Annotated in this window: 14 protein-coding genes; 8 read left to right on the top strand and 6 right to left on the bottom strand. The window is 57.3% G+C overall.

All coding sequences use genetic code 11. The features are described 5' to 3' along the window. Positions 1-33: 33 nt before the first annotated feature. Positions 34-1,992, bottom strand: a complete 1,959-nt coding sequence (thrS, locus tag FEM03_RS07775) for a threonine--tRNA ligase (RefSeq protein WP_138085632.1) — start codon at positions 1,990-1,992, stop codon at positions 34-36. 219 nt (positions 1,993-2,211) lie between these two features. Between thrS and FEM03_RS07770 the strand changes: the two genes are divergently transcribed. From FEM03_RS07770 to FEM03_RS07750, 6 genes are all read left to right on the top strand, one after another. After that, positions 2,212-2,814, top strand: coding sequence for a superoxide dismutase (locus FEM03_RS07770; RefSeq protein ID WP_138085631.1), 603 nt, complete (start codon positions 2,212-2,214; stop codon positions 2,812-2,814). Positions 2,815-2,910: 96 nt separating this feature from the next. Further along, positions 2,911-4,167, top strand: coding sequence for a Glu/Leu/Phe/Val family dehydrogenase (locus tag FEM03_RS07765; protein ID WP_240772701.1), 1,257 nt, complete (start codon positions 2,911-2,913; stop codon positions 4,165-4,167). A gap of 33 nt (positions 4,168-4,200) precedes the next feature. After that, positions 4,201-4,515 (top strand): hypothetical protein, encoded by a 315-nt coding sequence (locus FEM03_RS07760; protein WP_138085630.1) that lies wholly within the window; start codon positions 4,201-4,203, stop codon positions 4,513-4,515. Positions 4,516-4,598: 83 nt separating this feature from the next. Further along, on the top strand, positions 4,599-5,015 hold the full coding sequence (locus tag FEM03_RS07755; protein WP_138085629.1) for a hypothetical protein: 417 nt from the start codon (positions 4,599-4,601) through the stop codon (positions 5,013-5,015). Between the two features lie 13 nt (positions 5,016-5,028). Beyond that, the gene (locus FEM03_RS24355; RefSeq protein ID WP_166442711.1) at positions 5,029-5,289 is read left to right on the top strand and encodes a hypothetical protein; all 261 of its coding nucleotides are present in this window, start codon (positions 5,029-5,031) and stop codon (positions 5,287-5,289) included. Positions 5,290-5,492: 203 nt separating this feature from the next. Continuing rightward, positions 5,493-6,482 carry a LamG domain-containing protein gene (locus tag FEM03_RS07750; RefSeq protein ID WP_138085628.1) on the top strand — a complete coding sequence of 330 codons (990 nt, stop codon included), beginning with the start codon at positions 5,493-5,495 and terminating at the stop codon, positions 6,480-6,482. Here FEM03_RS07750 and FEM03_RS07745 read toward each other — a convergent pair. After that, positions 6,479-7,921, bottom strand: a complete 1,443-nt coding sequence (locus FEM03_RS07745) for a DUF1501 domain-containing protein (RefSeq protein WP_138085627.1) — start codon at positions 7,919-7,921, stop codon at positions 6,479-6,481. The genes FEM03_RS07750 and FEM03_RS07745 overlap by 4 nt on opposite strands. Positions 7,922-7,932: 11 nt before the next feature. Continuing rightward, positions 7,933-11,052, bottom strand: coding sequence for a DUF1553 domain-containing protein (locus tag FEM03_RS07740; RefSeq protein ID WP_138085626.1), 3,120 nt, complete (start codon positions 11,050-11,052; stop codon positions 7,933-7,935). A 69-nt stretch (positions 11,053-11,121) separates the two neighbouring features. Here FEM03_RS07740 and FEM03_RS07735 point away from each other — a divergent pair, with 69 nt between their 5' ends. Continuing rightward, positions 11,122-11,880: an AraC family transcriptional regulator gene (locus FEM03_RS07735; RefSeq protein ID WP_138085625.1), complete on the top strand. Its 759-nt coding sequence runs from the start codon at positions 11,122-11,124 to the stop codon at positions 11,878-11,880. Position 11,881: 1 nt separating this feature from the next. Here the strand turns inward: FEM03_RS07735 and FEM03_RS07730 are convergent, their stop codons facing one another. Further along, positions 11,882-12,718 (bottom strand): nucleotide excision repair endonuclease, encoded by an 837-nt coding sequence (locus FEM03_RS07730; protein WP_138085624.1) that lies wholly within the window; start codon positions 12,716-12,718, stop codon positions 11,882-11,884. Positions 12,719-13,023: 305 nt separating this feature from the next. Here FEM03_RS07730 and FEM03_RS07725 point away from each other — a divergent pair, with 305 nt between their 5' ends. Further along, the gene (locus FEM03_RS07725; RefSeq protein ID WP_138085623.1) at positions 13,024-14,637 is read left to right on the top strand and encodes a formate--tetrahydrofolate ligase; all 1,614 of its coding nucleotides are present in this window, start codon (positions 13,024-13,026) and stop codon (positions 14,635-14,637) included. Between the two features lie 21 nt (positions 14,638-14,658). Here FEM03_RS07725 and murI read toward each other — a convergent pair whose 3' ends face one another. Together murI and FEM03_RS07715 are read right to left on the bottom strand one after the other, a co-directional pair. Next, on the bottom strand, positions 14,659-15,507 hold the full coding sequence (murI, locus tag FEM03_RS07720; RefSeq protein WP_138085622.1) for a glutamate racemase: 849 nt from the start codon (positions 15,505-15,507) through the stop codon (positions 14,659-14,661). Positions 15,508-15,584: 77 nt separating this feature from the next. After that, the gene (locus tag FEM03_RS07715) at positions 15,585-16,463 is read right to left on the bottom strand and encodes a bifunctional 5,10-methylenetetrahydrofolate dehydrogenase/5,10-methenyltetrahydrofolate cyclohydrolase (protein ID WP_138085621.1); all 879 of its coding nucleotides are present in this window, start codon (positions 16,461-16,463) and stop codon (positions 15,585-15,587) included. Between the last annotated feature and the right edge of the window lie 15 nt (positions 16,464-16,478).

Raw genomic sequence — 16,478 nt, 5'->3', positions numbered from 1 at the left:
CGGACATCCTGTCCGGCCCGACTCCCGCCAACTTCACAACCTCCGCTCCGCCACCTCCGCCTTCAGCTCCGCCACAAATTCCTCCACCGGCTTCACGCCAAAGTCGCCCTTCTTGCTGTGCCGGATCGCCACGCTCCGCGCTGCGGCTTCCTTCTCGCCAAGCACCAGCATATACGGAATCCGGTCCAACTGCGCATTGCGAATCTTCGCCCCAATCTTGTCGGAGCAATTGTCCAACGTCGCCCTGAAACCGCCCGCCCTCAACAAACTCAACACTTCATCCGCAAAGGCATCGCTCTTCTCACTAACGGTCAAAACCCGCACCTGCTCAGGGGCCAGCCACACCGGGAAGTGACCTGCAAAGTGCTCAATCAACACCCCGCAGAAACGCTCCATACTGCCAAACGGCGCACGATGAATCATCACCGGACGATGCGGTTTGTTATCCGGTCCGACATAACTCAAATCAAACCTCACGGGCAACACATAGTCCACCTGCACCGTGCCCAACTGCCACTCGCGTCCAATCACGTCTTTGATCACGAAGTCGATCTTCGGACCATAAAACGCCGCTTCTCCTGGTTCCTCTGTAAACGGAACACCCAGCGTTGCTGCCGCCTCACGACAAGCGGCCTCCGCCTTGTCCCACTTGTCAGCATCGCCCGTGAACTTGCTGCTGTCAGGGTCACGCAATCCCACCCGCACACGATAGTCATGCATGCCCAAGGTGTTCAGCACGATCTTCACCAGGCTCAAACATCCCAGCACCTCGCCCGCCACCTGATCTTCCGTGCAGAACAAATGCGCATCATCCTGCGTAAACCCACGCACGCGAGTCATGCCATTCAATTCACCACTCTTCTCCCAGCGATACACCGTGCCAAACTCCGCCAGTCGCACCGGTAACTCCCGATAACTCCTCGGCTGACTATCAAAAATCTTGATGTGATGCGGACAGTTCATCGGCTTCAACAAAAACCCGTCCAGCAACTGCTCATCCGGCAATACCCGATCATCCGTCACCACTTCAGTTCCCGCACGCTCATTGATCTTCTCGCGCATCTTCGCCGACACCGCCCCGAGCCTCGCCATCATCTCGCCACATCCACAACCTTCCGTCACCACTTTGGCAAGATCATCATTTTCAATCACCGGCGCAAACTGGCTCTCCTTGTAATAGGGAAAGTGACCGCTCGTCTTGTAAAGACCCACCTTGCCGATGTGCGGCGTGAACACCTGACTATACCCCTGCTTGCGCAACTCCTCCGAGATGAAGTTCTGCAACTCCTGACGCAAGATCGCCCCGTTCGGCGTCCACAAAATCAAACCCTGTCCCACTTCGTCATCGATGTGAAACAGCTTCAACTCCTTGCCCAACTTGCGATGATCACGCTTCTTTGCTTCCTCAAGCTGCATCAAATGCTGCTCCAACTCTTCCTTGGTTGGAAACGCCGTTCCATACAAACGCTGCAACTGCGGTTTCGTCTCGTCGCCCATATAAAACGCGCTCGCCACCGACATCAGCTTCACGTTTTTGCATTTGCCCGAATACCCCACATGCGGTCCCGCACAAAGATCGATAAACTCCCCGTTCTGGAAACATGAAATCTGTTCACCCTCAGGAATTTTCGCGATCAAATCGAGCTTAAAGACCGACGGATTGCCCGGTCGTTCGCTCAATCCCCCAAGTCGGCCACTCTCCGCCAGCGCCATCGCTTCATCGCGTGAAACGCCTTTCCACTCGAACTTCTGGTTCTCCTTGGAAATCTTCTTCATCTCCGCCTCGATCTTCTCAAAATCGTCCGGTGTGATCCGGTGTTTCATGTCGAAATCGTAATAAAATCCGTTCTCCACCGGTGGACCATAAGCAAACTGCGCATCCGGCCAGATTCTCAGAATCGCCGTCGCCATGATGTGGGCGCAGGAGTGGCGCAGGCGCTCGATGTCGGACATCTGGGCGCGTTCTTCAAGAGTCTTGCGTTCGTTGGACATAAAAAATTTCGGAATCGGAGGGCCAGCAACATGCCCACAAAACCCCGCCTGTCAGCCCAAAAGATGACTGATTCCCGACGAGCCCGACTTGCACCAATTTTATTCTTCACGTTGTCCTTGCCGAGCCGTCCCATGACGCTACGATTTTAACGCGCATCCAAACCCGAGGGCGCATACGAATCTTCCTTGCCAAATCACGAACCCAACCAACAAAATACCATGGCCTTCACATTAGCCCCACTTCCCTACGCCAACGACGCGCTTGAGCCCCACATCGACGCTCAGACGATGGAAATCCATCATGACAAGCATCACAACGCCTACGTCACCAACCTCAACAACGCCATCAAAGACAAGGCCGATCTCGAAGCGATGACCATCGACGAGCTCTGCGCCAACCTCAGCAAAGTCCCTGACGACATCCGCACCGCCGTTCGCAACAACGGCGGTGGTCACTGGAACCACACCTTCTTCTGGAACAGCCTTTCCTCCAAGGGCGGCGCACCATCCGGCGACCTCGCCAAAGCCATTGATGAAGCCTTCGGTAGCTTCGACGCCTTCAAAGAAGCTTTCGCCAAAGCCGCCACCACCCGCTTCGGTTCCGGTTGGGCATGGCTCGTCAAAAAAGACGGCAAACTCGCCATCACCAGCACCCCCAACCAGGACAACCCGTTGATGGACAGCACCGGCATCCCTCTCCTTGGCCTTGACGTTTGGGAGCACGCCTACTACCTCAAATACCAGAACAAGCGCCCCGACTACATCGCCGCCTTCTGGAACGTCGTCGACTGGGACGCCGTCGCCACCCGCTTCGCCGTCTAAAACGCCTCAACAGCGTAACCCCTTCCCAAGGCGCGGCTCCCTCAGAGTCGCGCCTTTTTACTTTTCACTTTCCCCTTTTCACTTATCCCTCCTCCCATGGACATCTACAAACACCCCATTTTCGACATGGCCTGTGCCCAGTTTGACGAAGTCGCCGACCTCCTCGAAATCGGACAACGCGAACGCGAACGCGTCAAATACCCCAAACGCGCCATCACCGTTGCCGTTCCCGTCAACATGGATGACGGAAGCACCCAGGTCTTCACCGGCTTCCGCGTCCAGCATCACCTCTCCCTCGGACCCACCAAAGGCGGCATGCGCTACCATCCCGACGTCGCCCTCGGCGAAGTCGCCGCCCTCGCCATGTGGATGAGCTGGAAATGTGCCCTCACCGGCCTCCCCTACGGCGGTGCCAAAGGTGGCGTCACCTGCGATCCCGGCAAAATGTCCATCCAGGAACTCGAACGCCTCACCCGACGCTTCACTCAGGAAATCATCGGTTTTATCGGACCGCAAATCGACATCCCCGCCCCCGACATGGGCACCAACGAACAAACCATGGCGTGGATGATGGACACCTACTCCACCCACAGCGGCTACTCCGTCCCCGGTGTCGTCACCGGCAAACCCGTCAACCTCGGCGGTTCGTTGGGACGACGCGAATCCACCGGACGCGGCGTCGGATTCCTCGTCGGACGCGCCATGGAGCACATCAAGCTCGCTCCCGAAAACACCACCGCCGTCATCCAGGGATTTGGCAACGTCGGCTCCGTCGCCGCCGGTTCCATCGCCCGCTTCGGCACCAAAATCATTGCCGTCAGCGACGCCTTCGGCGGCATCTACAACGCCAAAGGGCTCGACCTCAACCTTCTCGATGCCCACGTCACCAAAAATCGCACCGTCGTTGGATTTCCTGAAGCCGAACCCATCACCAACGAAGAACTGCTGCTCATCCCATGCGACATCCTCGTCCCTGCCGCCCTCGAACGACAGATCACCAAGGACAACGCCGCCAGGATCCAGTGCCGTATCCTCGCTGAAGCCGCCAACGGCCCCACCACCCCTGAAGCCGACGCCATCATCGCCCAGCGTCCTGAGATCTTCGTCATTCCCGACATTCTCTGCAACGCCGGTGGCGTCGTGGTCAGTTATTTCGAATGGGTCCAGGATCTTCAATCGTTCTTCTGGGACGAAGCCGAGGTCATGGGCAAGCTTTACCGCATCCTAGAAACCGCCTTCAAACAAACGGTCCACACCGCCCGAGACAAAAAGCTCACCATGCGCACCGCCGCCCTCAGCATCGGCATCAAACGCGTCGCCGACGCCAAAAAACAACGTGGACTCTTCCCTTAAACCTTCATCCTTCATCCCTCCTCCTTCATCCTTTTGAGCCCCCTTTCCAAACTGACCTGCGGCATCATCTACACGGATGCCTTCCAGCGTTATTTGGAGTCCGTCCACGCCGAACAATTCGAAGACAACCCCCAGCAAATCCTCACCTTCGACTACGTCCGCTGCCTCACCGGACCGCAAAAAGGCAAAGCCTGGTGGCAGCTCACCTGGACCCCGCTCGAAGCCTCCCCCGAATATCGCCGACATCTAATCGGCCGCGTTCCCGTCTACATCCCCAAACCCGTGTCCCAAGGACTTCGCGAACGCTGTCTCGACTTCAAAGACGGCCACGTAGTCGTTTTGCCGTGACCGCTGCCAGCCAATAAATCCGACAACTGGAGGGCCAACTGGCCAACGACGCTCGAAGCAATTAACAACCGCTTTCCTGAGCCATGTCTGATTCTGCTTTATTCGCCGACTTCAAACGATCATTCGATCACTATCTCGACAACTCGAACGAATCCCCTGCGGAAATGTTGTTTCTCCGCTACGAGTCGGAATTGCATTTTCCCGAGGACGTATCCAGCGGCCCTGAACCTCTCAGTCTGGACGACTATTTTCAAATTCTCGATCAGTGCCAGCAATACGCCATCAGCCGCGAGGTGACATCGACCTATGTGTTTTTTAATCCCGAAAAATTCCAGCGCTGGGCTCACCATATTGAGTCTGAAGACACCACCGAAAATCGCGCCCGCTGGGCACACACCCAAATTCAGGAACAAGTCGTCACCCACGTCTCAAGCCCCATCACCTACTTCATCATCACCGGTCATCCCGAGTGGTATAAAGTCCTGCCCGAAAATCTCTGAATCCAATAGATCCATGCAACGAAAAAGCATCATCCTTATCCCACCCACCCACGAGCAGACGGTCACGACCTTTCATGCCGAGAAAAGTGTCGCTCAAGCATTTCTCGACTATCTGAAACAAAACGACGTCACCCCATGGCGCCCACCTGAAGAACCCGAAAAAAGCGGGCCTGACGGCCTTCAAGTTGTCCAGATCGAAGTAGAAACAAGCCTCAGTCAGGAACGACTCCAAGAGTTGATGGACACTTTTCTTGCGTCCGCGCGGACCGAATGATCCCCTAAAGGAGCAGAAAAAAAGCGCTCCTGATGATTTCGCGATCACTTCTTCCCGGTTTGCCTGCGTAACGCAGAAATGTCCGATCCTCATCGATCGGAACAGTCCTTCACCCCCGACTCATCATTTTTTTGTTGCGTCATTACAACGTATTGCCGCATGCTCTCCTTGGGGCTACTTTGGTCCGCCAACCCGCGCAAACCATGAAACCGTTTCCAATCACTTTTAACACAAGCCGAATTGCAGCTTTTTGCTCGACTCTCATCGGCCTGCTTCTAGTTCCAACGACCCAGGCGGCCACGGTTTTGTATTATCAATTTGGTGGGACTGCAGGCAGCAATGCCACCTCCGTCACCGATTCTAGTGGAAACAACCTCACCGGGACTGGCAGTTCCTCAGGCACTGGAGCCGTTCTTCCACAATACAACAGTTCCACGCCTGGACTGACTATTCTCGACGGCTTGAACGGACCCGTCATCAATTCGAACAATACGACGTCGGTCAAATTCGAAAACGCCGGTGTAAACGATGCCACACCCGTCTACAACACAGGGCGTGGCGGACGCATCGCCGTTACCAGCCCCCTTTTCGAACCGGTGGACAGCACCACCCCTTTCAGCTTCACCTTGGAAATGTTTGTCCGCGTTGAAGACAATGTCCAGTTCGCCTCTCTCGCCGGCAAAGAGCGCAACGGTGGACCCACTTGGCTGCTTGACACCAACAACGTCGGCAATGCTGCCCCCAATGTTGAATCCATCGACTCACAGCTTCGCCTCCGGGTGGATCACCAGGTGCTCGCCAATACTTCAGGCGATGGCTTCAACCAGAACATCGGCAGCAACTCCAACGGCCTGTTTGGAGATGGCGAATGGCACCATGTCGCGATCACCTTCGACGACTCCACCAACACCTTCACTTTCTACAAGGACTATGCTTTGGCTGGTTCAGGGCAAATCAGCGCCGTCGGAGTGCAAGACCTCGTCTACAATGGCGGAGCATTCTTCCTTGGCAACGCGGGCGGCGGTCGTGCCTTCGACGGCTGGATGGACGAAGTGCGATTCAGCAACAGCATTCTCACCACCGATCAATTTCTCCGCGCCATTCCAGAACCCATGACCGCCAGCCTCCTCATCATCGGGGCCACGTCATGCTTGCTGCGTCGCCAGCGGGCTCGCGACCACAAACTCGCCTAGCTCAAAATCCCTTTCACCACGTGCCCATGCACGTCCGTCAGCCTGAACTGACGGCCCTGAAAACGATAAGTCAGCTTGGTGTGATCCATGCCCAGGCAATGCAAAATGGTGGCCTGCAAATCATGAATATGCACCGGGTTCTGCTCCACGTTAAAACCAAAATCATCCGTCGCCCCGTAGCTCATCCCGCCCTTGATCCCACCACCGGCCATCCAGATCGAAAACGCCTTGCCATGGTGATCGCGACCATACTTTTCTAGATTCGCCCCACCCTGCGCATAAGGCGTCCGGCCAAACTCCCCCCCCCAAATCACCAGCGTATCTTCCAACAATCCGCGCTGCTTCAAGTCCCTTACCAGCGCCGCACTCGGCTGATCCGTATCCAAGGCCATCTGCGGCAAGCGATCCTGAATCCCTCCATGATGATCCCAGTCCCGATGATAAAGCTGGATGAACCGCACTCCCCGCTCCGCCATGCGACGCGCCAGCAGACAATTCCGCGCAAAACTTCCCGGCTCCGTCACATCAGGCCCATAACTGTTGAGCACATGCTCCGGTTCTCCCTTTAGATCCATCAACTCCGGCACACTGCTCTGCATCCGATAAGCCATCTCGGCCTGTGTGATCCGAGTCTCAATCTCCGGATCGCCTCTCCTCGCAAAACTCTGCTGGTTCAACTCCGCAATGCCATCCAGCATCATCCGCCGCCGGCCACGATCGATCCCCTGCGGATCATTCAAATACAACACCGGCTCTCCCGCACTGCGAAACTGAACGCCCTGATGTCCGCTCGGCAAAAATCCACTGCCCCACAACCGCGCCAGCAAACCCTGACCTGAGTTCTGTTTATTCACCGAAATCAGCACCACAAACGACGGCAAATTCTCATTCAATCTCCCCAATCCATAATCCGTCCACGCCCCCATGCTCGGCCTCCCCGGCAACTGACTCCCCGTCTGAAAAAAGGTGATCGCCGGATCATGATTGATCGCCTCCGTATGCATGGACCGAATCAAACAAATCTCATCCGAAATCGCGCGCGTATGCGGCATCAGATCGCTGATCATCGTGCCCGACTTCCCACCCGGTTGGTAATTCCACCGGCTCGGCTGCACCGCAAAACGCTTCTGCGATGCCACCATGCCCGTGATCCGCTGTCCGCGACTGATCGACTCCGGCAAATCCTCATCAAACCGCTGCCTTAACACCGGCTTGTCATCAAACAACTCAAGGTGCGACGGCCCACCCGATTGAAACAAACAAATCACCCGCTTCGCCTTCGGAGCAAAATGCGTCAACTGCGCCAGCGCCGCCTCCTTCTCGGCCGCCCCCGCGTCCGCAGAAAACAAATGCGCCAGCGCCGCTGATCCCAATCCAAGACCCGACCTCGCCAGAAAGTCCCGGCGATTGCTTACATGTTGATATCGATGACAGGACATAAAAAATAAAATCAGTTATTGGTAATGGTTTCGTCCAAGTTCAACAGCATGCTCGCCACCCCCATCATTGCCGCCAGTTCGGGCTTCGAAATCGACTCATCCTGCGGCGAACTCCCCACCTTCAAAAACGCCTCCGCATCCTGTGGCGCACCCGCAAACTGCTCGCGTAGTTTCTCCAAAGTCGCATAAACCACCCGCACCTCAGCATCCTCCCCCTCACGTCCCGTCACCAGTTGAAACCCAAATCTCAAGCGCGCCTGATCATCCACGCCACCCTCCTTGATCATTCGTCCCGCCAGATGTCGCGCCGCCTCCAGATAGCCCGGCTCATTCCACAACAACAAAGCCTGCAACGGCGTATTTGTCCTCGACCTCCGCACACTGCAAAACTCCCGGTCCGGCGCATCCAACGTCAGCATTGCGGGATGGGTCACCGTCCGTTTCCAGAACGTGTAGAGACTTCTCCGATACAAATCCTCACCCGTTCCCTGCTCCCATCGCGAACCCGGATAAGCCGTGCCCACCACCACCCCATCGTAGAGCTTGTCAGGCTGATACGGATACACACTCGGACCGCCGATTTTCGGCACCAGCAAACCCGACACCGCCAAAGCCTGATCCCGGATCACCTCCGCCGGCAACCTCACCCTCGGCCCTCTCGCCAGCAACCGATTCTCTGGATCACGCGCCACCAACTCCGCCTTCACTTCGCTCGATTGACGATAGGTCGACGACAACACCATCGCCTTGAACAATCCCTTCACATCCCAACCACCATCCACAAAATCACGCGCCAGTAGGTCCAACAATTCGGGATGACTTGGCCACTCACTTTGCGAACCAAAATCCTCCAGCGTCTTCACAATTCCGACACCAAACAACTGCGCCCAGAAACGGTTCACCACCACCCGCGCCGTCAACGGATGCCGCGGCTGCGTGAACCACTTCGCCAAACCCAGACGATTGCGCGGTGCCCCTTCCGGCCAGGGCGTTATCAAACCCTCCGGCACCCCCGGCTCCACCCGTTCCGTTGGCGCATCATACATGCCCCGATCCAACACAAACGTCGGTCGCGGCTCCGGCAGCTCCACCATCACCATCGAATTCGGCAAGCCCCGACGCGTCGCGAGATGTGCCTCCCAAACCGCCTTGCGCCGCGCCACCAACGCCTTGGTCAACTCATCGTCCGACAACAAAGCCCGATGTCGCCAACCCTTCGCCCATTCCTCCGCTGCAAACTTTCCAGCCAGCGGCAACGCATTTGCCAAAAACAATTGCATCACCTCATCGCCACCCAGCGGTTTCGCGATCACCCCCAGCTCATCCAGCTCGCCAACCCATCTCGCCCCTTCCTTGCCATTGTCCGCCCCCACCAGAAATTCGCGATTATCAATCGGCGCAGGCAACCCGTCATAACGCACCACCATCGGCAGTTCCAAGCCATCCACAAATATCCGCACCTTCTCCGCCTTGATGCCATGCGCGATGCTCACCACCACCTGCCGCCACACCCCCGGCTTGATCGACGCCCCCTCGGTTCGCACCACCATCGCATACACCGGCAGGCGACTGCTCGCCCGCCACTCCAGCTCGCCATCGATCAACCGCAACTCCTGCCCTCGACCATACCCCGACGCCGCAGGTGACCCGCTATAATCCAACGCCGACAGCAACGGCACATCCCGACCATTCGCTGCATCTGGCTTCAGCCAAAACGACAAACTCAAACCCGACTCGCTTTTGAAATCCAGCGCTTTCGCCGCGATCCTCGGAGCCGGCACTTCCGCCTTCAACACCATCCCATTCCCCACCACGCCATCCACACCATCCGGCAAAAGCACCACCATTTTCAAAGTCTCCTTCACCCTCGCTGCCTCCTCCGCAATCCTGCTCAATCTCTCCTCGTCGTCCATCTGATCCGCTAGCATCGGAGCCAGGGCCGCATCCAGCTTCGCCAGTTCCGCCTGCTGTTTCGTCATCAACGTCTGCTGCAGTTTCGTCGGCGCGGGAATCTGCGGCACCGCATTGGCAATGCGACCGTCCTCGCCATGCTCCGGCACGCTGTTGAAGAACGCAAACAGCTGAAAATAATCCTTCTGCGTCACCGCATCATACTTGTGATCATGACAACGCGAACACTCCATCGTCAGCCCAAGCCACGCCGTGCTCGTCGTCCTCACCCGATCCGCCACATACTCGACCCGATACTCCTCATCAATGATCCCGCCCTCGCTGTTGATGACGTGATTGCGCGAAAACCCTGTCGCAATCCTCTGCTCCAACGTCGGCTTCGGCAACAGATCCCCCGCCAGTTGTTCCGTGATAAACTGGTCATACGGCAGGTTCGCATTAAACGCATCAATCACCCAATCCCGCCACCGCCACATGGTCCGCAACCCGTCATTGTTAAACCCATGCGAATCCGCATATCTCGCCGCATCCAGCCAGTCGATCGCCATGCGTTCGCCAAAATGCGGCGAATCCAATAAACGGTTCACCGCCTCCTCATAAGCGCCTTCCCCATGCTGCCTCACCTGCTCCTCAAACGCCTCCAGCTCACGCGGCTCCACCGGCAGCCCCGTCAGATCCAGACTCACCCGTCGCAACCATGTCGAAGGTGAAGCTTCTTTCGACGGTGCCAATCCCTCCTTCTCCAATCGCGCCAGCACCCAACGATCCAAATTATGCCGTGACCAATCATCCTTGCCGACCTCAGGCAACTCCGCCCGTTTCGGAGTCAGATAGGCCCAATGCTTTTCATAGTGCGCCCCCTCAGCAATCCATTGCTTCACCACTTCCAGTTGTTCGGTTGAAACTTTCCGATTCGATTCCGGCGGTGGCATCAGGTCAGCTTTGTCATGCGCCATCATCCGCTTCAGTATCTCACTCTCCTCCGGTTTCCCCGGCACAATGGCCGCATAACCTCCCAAATCACGCGTCGCGCCCTCATGCTCATCCAGACGCAAATCCGCCTCGCGTGTTTTGGGGTCCTGACCATGACAATAAAAGCAGTTTTCCGACAAGATCGGACGCACATCGCGATTAAACTCAATGCCTCCGGCCCTCAACGGTGAAACCCCGCCGAGAAGCATGCATGGAAGTGTCGTGACAATAACCAACCGAAAAATCATGCGCCCATTGTCTCATGAAATGTCATGGAAGACTTTGATTGATGCCGCAGTTGTTGGTAAAATCACCGCATGCAGGCACCTTCACCTCAGCAGGTCAGCGCTGACTTTTTCCAGCAGCTCGACAGCCCTTCCGTGCTGGCAACCATGTTCGATTTTCTTCCTGGGGTATATCTCTTTGTGAAGGATCACCAGCATCGATACATGAAGGTCAACCGCAGCCTCGCGCGTCTCCATGGCTGCGATTCCGACGCCGAAATGATCGGCAAATGCGACTTCGATTTCAACCCTCCCGCTCTCGCCGCCCAATACGTTGAAGAAGACCGCAAGGTCATGAGCGAACGTCTCCCGATCATCGACAAAATCTGGCTCGTGCAGGACTCCGACGGCATGCCGCACTGGCATCTCAGCACCAAACTGCCCTTGATCGACAAACAAAACGAAGTCATCGGCATCGCCGGCGTCATGCGACCCTACGACCGCGCCGGCGACGCCCCCGGCTCCTATCAACGCCTCACCCAGGTGTGCGACCACGTCCTTGCCCACTACGGCGAGACCATGTCCGTCGACCATCTCGCCAGCCTCGCCCACCTCTCCGTCAGCCAGCTCCAACGCGAATTCTCCCGGCTCTTCAGTATGAGCCCCATCGAATACGTCACCCGCGTGCGACTCCACATGGCCAGCCGACAGTTGGAACAAAGCACCAATCCCGTCGGCCAGATCGCACTCGACTGCGGGTTCTACGATCAAAGCCACTTCACCCGCGTCTTCCGCACCCGCACCGGCCTCAGTCCTCTGGAATACCGTCAGCGTTTTGCCGCCGTTCGTTGACTCACCACTCGGGAAACATCGGCAAAGGCGGCGCTGCAGGCATTTTCAACGCATCCGTCCCGGACCTGCGCTTCTTAAAAAAACGGCGCAACGACTCCAGCTCCCCCGCCCAATACTCCACTTCGCGCTCGTCTTTTCCACCCACAACCGACTCCAAAATCACCAGCAATTCATCGCTCTGACCCGACACCCAACCGACCATCAAATCCACCAACCGCTTCCCATCCTTTGCCTCCAACTTCAACAACATCGACAACGGCACCGTGAGATTAAGCAATCCCAGTGGATAAGCACCCAGCGAACATTCAGGATTCAAATACCGAAACACACACCTCATCAACGATGCATGGGCATACCGCAAACCTGCTGGAAACGGTCCCATGCACTCCGTTTCACCACCCGCCTGTCGGCTCAGGCCCACATGAACACCGTTTGCCGCCAGTTTCACCGTCATCCACCACGCATATCCCGGCCACACCCCAGCACGATTGAACGGAGGTCGATGTTCCAGCAGCAGCTTTCGCTCAAGCTCAATCGCCTCCGCTGCACCTTCGCACTCGACCCATTCCACGTGGGTTATGCGATGCACCAACCTCAACAGGCGACGCGGATTCCGATCCAATGACAGATGCCGGTAGCTGCCAATGCGCGCACGCAGGTCGTGCGACTGGCCAATGTATAAGAGCCGCGACTCGACATCCCGGAAAAAATACACCCCCGCCCTGGATGGCACCGATTTGAAAAAACCTACCCCTAGCCTCGCACTCAACGGATTCTCCAAAGCAAACAAAGGCATTTGCCGGGCACCCCTGCGAAGATTTTTAGCGACTTCAACCATCACGATCCAAGAAGCGAAACCCTACCCCACCGACGCATCAATACCAACCCTAATCATCCGCCCACACCCCTCAGAAAATTTTCTCCAAACCCTCCTTTAGCACTTGATGTCTCCCCTTACATGGAAGAAAACGTGTCGCGTTAAATCATCATTTGCCCTCCGGCGCAAGCCTAGTCAAATCCCGGACTGGGTTGCAAAAACACCTCCCAACACTAACATCGGTCCCGCCGGTTTCGGCACGAGATTAGCTTGAGAGGTCTTACTCAGGTCTGCCATTAGTCGTCAAATCACGCCACCTTTCCCACATGCAGAACATCTTCGCCTTAGCCCAGTCGCTCCACATCTCCGACAGCCACCTTACCTGCTATGGGAATGACAAGGCCAAGATCTCACTGAAGGACCTCGAACATCGCCCTCAACGTGGCAAACTCATCCTCGTCTCCGCCATCACGCCCACTCCTGCCGGCGAAGGCAAAACCACCATGTCCATCGGCCTCGCCCAAGGCCTAAAGAAAGCCGGGCAAAGCGTCGCGCTTGCCCTGCGTCAGCCCTCCATGGGCCCTGTATTTGGCCGCAAAGGGGGAGCCACCGGCGGTGGACGCAGCACCCTGCATCCGTCCAACTCCATCAACCTCCACTTCACCGGCGACTTCCACGCCATCACCAGCGCCCACAACCTGCTGTCCTCCGTCATCGACAATCAGCTCTTCAATGGCCAGACCCACCTGAAACCCCAGGGCGTGCTTTGGAAACGCGTTTTGGATGTCAACGACCGCAGCCTGCGCCAGATCCACACTTCGCCTGGCAAACCCACCGAACGCACCACCGGATTCGACATCACCGCCGCCTCGGAAGTGATGGCCATTCTCTGCCTGTCCGAATCCCTGCAAGACCTGCAAGCCCGACTCGACCGTATCGTGGTCGGCTTCACCGAAGACGGCAGCGCTGTTTTCGCCAAAGAGGCCCGGGTCACCGGCGCCCTGCTTGCCATCCTCCGTGACGCCATCGAACCCAACCTCGTGCAATCCGTCGAAGGCGTGCCCGCATTCGTCCACGGCGGTCCCTTTGCCAACATCGCCCACGGCTGCAACTCCATCCTTGCCACCCGCATGGCCCTTGCCCATGCCGACTTCGCCATCACCGAAGGCGGATTTGCCTTCGACCTCGGCGGCGAAAAATTCATGGGCATCAAATGCCGTCAATCCGGACTGCAACCCGAAGCCATCGTCATCGTCGCCACCGTCCGCGCCCTCAAGATGCACGGAGGCGCTCCACTCAACACCCTCGCCTACCCCGACCACATCGCTCTTTCCGCAGGACTGGAGAACCTCGCCGCCCACCTCGACAGCGCCGCCCAGTTTCAACGACCGGTCATCGTCGCCATTAACCGATTCACCAACGACAGCGAGCAGGAACTCGCTCTCATCCACGAATTCTGCCAACAACGCAACGTCCCCTGCGCCACCGCCGACGTCTTCGGACAGGGAGGTGACGGTGCCATCGACCTCGCCAAAACCCTCCTCGCCGCCCTGCCGGAAAAAAGCGTCCCCCTTCCCCAACTCTACGAACTGGAAGACACCATCGAAGACAAACTTCACGCCATCGCCACGCGCATCTATGGCGCTGATGGCGTGCATTTGACCGATGCCGCTAAAGCGAAAATCGAGCTGTTCCGCAAGAACGGATTCGACCGCCTCCCCTTGTGCATGGCGAAAACCCAAAACTCCCTCTCCGACGACGCCACCAAACTTGGTCGCCCAAAGGGTTTCACCATCACCGTCCGCGACTTCGAGATCGCCAACGGTGCCGGATTCATCGTCGTCCTCACCGGCACCATGATGCGCATGCCTGCCCTTCCCAAAGTCCCTGCCGCCGAACACATTCAAGTCTCCCCCGAAGGCGACATCATCGGTATTTGAGCGCGCTTAACGCGCACCAATTCAGCGCAAAAACTGCCCCGTCGGCTCACTGCCCTCGGCGGAAAAAACCAGTCGACCGCCACGCTCCGACACAAACTCCACCACTGACGGAACCTTCCCCAAAAAGCGTTCCGCATTGACGGCAAAACGTGCCGTGTCTCCCGACGACAGCACTCTGACAAGTCCGCTACCCGCTGATTCGCTAAAGCTCGGATGGCGCATCAGCCAGTCCATAAACCGACCCGCCACAAACGGTGCTGGATCCAGCAAGTTGACCCCATCAGGCAGCACCTCTTCGAACACCGCCTTCAGCAACGGGTAATGCGTGCAGCCCAACACCAGCGTGTCCACCTCGCCCAGTTGCTCCACATATTGCTGCACCGCCAGCCGCGCAATCTCCCCACACTCCCAGCCTTCTTCGACAATCGGTGCCAGCAACGGAGCCGCCACCTCCTTCACCTCTGCGGTTGCATCCAGCTTCGCCACCTCCGTGCGAAACGTGTGTGACCCCACCGTCCTCCGCGTCCCCAAAAATCCAATCCGTCCCCTGGCCACCGCCACCGCATTCTCCGCCGCCGGCACCGTCACCCCCAGCACCCGGCGTTCATCATTCGCATAGCGATGCTGCAAATGCCGCAACGCCACACACGACACCGTGTGGCACGCCACCACCACCACCTTGCAACCCTCGGCGAACAACAGCTCCGTGCATTGCTCCGCAAAATCCAAAATCGTCGCCAGATCCCTGCCTCCATAAGGCGCACGACCACTATCCCCCAGATAAATAAAGTCCTTGTCCGGCAACACCCGCTGCATTTCGCGCAGCACACTCAATCCCCCGTAACCACTGTCAAAAACACCAATCGGCATGGGAGGAAGGTAGAGTAAGCAGTATTAGTATTGAAGTCAGAAAGGACCATTCAGCCGAGTTTTTTACTCACCCCTTTTCACTTATCACTCAACTTGCATGCCTTCACCGTATTGGCCATCAACATCGCAATCGTCATCGGCCCCACTCCTCCCGGCACCGGTGTGATCGCGCGACACTTGGGAGCCACCTCATCAAACGCCACGTCACCCACCAGCTTGTAACCTTTTGGCAACTCAGGTGCTTCCACCCGGTTGATCCCCACATCAATCACCACCGCCCCTTCCTTCACCATGTCCGCCGTCACAAATTCCGGCCGACCAATCGCCGCCACCAAGATATCCGCTCCACGTGTGACCTCCGCCAGATTTTTTGTGCGCGAATGTGCCACCGTCACGGTCGCATCCCCGCCCCTGCCTTTCCCCATCAACAACAACGCCATCGGTTTGCCGACAATCATGCTGCGCCCCAACACCACCACGTTGGCACCCGACGTCTCGATCCCCGCGTGCAACAACATCCGCTGACACCCCAACGGCGTGCATGGCACAAAGCCACTGCGATCCTCCAGCGCCAGTTTTGCCACGTTCACCGGATGGAAACCGTCCACATCCTTGCGCGGATCAATCGCCATCACCACCGCGCTCTCATCAATATGCTTCGGCGGCGGACTCTGCACCAAAATTCCATGGATCGCCGGATCAGCGTTCAGCCCCGCAATCACCTGCAGCAACTCCTCCTGCGTCGTCGACTCCGCCAGCTCCAGCTTCACCGAATGCAGCCCCAAATCCCGACACTTTTTGTCCTTGCTGCGCACATAAGCCCGAGATGCCGGATCATCCCCCACCAACACCACCGCCAGACCCGGTTTCTTCCCCATCAGGGCAAGCTCAGCGATGTCTTTTTCACACTCTGCCAGCACCGCGGCGGCGACTTCGGGGCCATGAATCAATTGCATTCATGCCTGTAGTCA

The organism is Phragmitibacter flavus (genome assembly GCF_005780165.1).
In the GTDB taxonomy this organism is placed as follows: domain Bacteria; phylum Verrucomicrobiota; class Verrucomicrobiia; order Verrucomicrobiales; family Verrucomicrobiaceae; genus Phragmitibacter; species Phragmitibacter flavus.
The sequence above is the reverse complement of the archived record's forward strand: the minus strand, read 5'-3'. Positions and strand labels throughout refer to the sequence as shown.

Coding starts and splice junctions, on each gene's coding strand:
- FEM03_RS07765 (WP_240772701.1), top strand. CDS start 2,911: ATGGACATCTACAAACACCCCATTTTCGACATGGCCTGTGCCCAGTTT.
- FEM03_RS07750 (WP_138085628.1), top strand. CDS start 5,493: ATGAAACCGTTTCCAATCACTTTTAACACAAGCCGAATTGCAGCTTTT.
- FEM03_RS24355 (WP_166442711.1), top strand. CDS start 5,029: ATGCAACGAAAAAGCATCATCCTTATCCCACCCACCCACGAGCAGACG.
- FEM03_RS07745 (WP_138085627.1), bottom strand. CDS start 7,921: ATGTCCTGTCATCGATATCAACATGTAAGCAATCGCCGGGACTTTCTG.
- FEM03_RS07730 (WP_138085624.1), bottom strand. CDS start 12,718: ATGGTTGAAGTCGCTAAAAATCTTCGCAGGGGTGCCCGGCAAATGCCT.
- murI (WP_138085622.1), bottom strand. CDS start 15,507: ATGCCGATTGGTGTTTTTGACAGTGGTTACGGGGGATTGAGTGTGCTG.
- FEM03_RS07755 (WP_138085629.1), top strand. CDS start 4,599: ATGTCTGATTCTGCTTTATTCGCCGACTTCAAACGATCATTCGATCAC.
- FEM03_RS07770 (WP_138085631.1), top strand. CDS start 2,212: ATGGCCTTCACATTAGCCCCACTTCCCTACGCCAACGACGCGCTTGAG.
- FEM03_RS07715 (WP_138085621.1), bottom strand. CDS start 16,463: ATGCAATTGATTCATGGCCCCGAAGTCGCCGCCGCGGTGCTGGCAGAG.
- FEM03_RS07735 (WP_138085625.1), top strand. CDS start 11,122: ATGCAGGCACCTTCACCTCAGCAGGTCAGCGCTGACTTTTTCCAGCAG.
- thrS (WP_138085632.1), bottom strand. CDS start 1,992: ATGTCCAACGAACGCAAGACTCTTGAAGAACGCGCCCAGATGTCCGAC.
- FEM03_RS07725 (WP_138085623.1), top strand. CDS start 13,024: ATGCAGAACATCTTCGCCTTAGCCCAGTCGCTCCACATCTCCGACAGC.
- FEM03_RS07740 (WP_138085626.1), bottom strand. CDS start 11,052: ATGATTTTTCGGTTGGTTATTGTCACGACACTTCCATGCATGCTTCTC.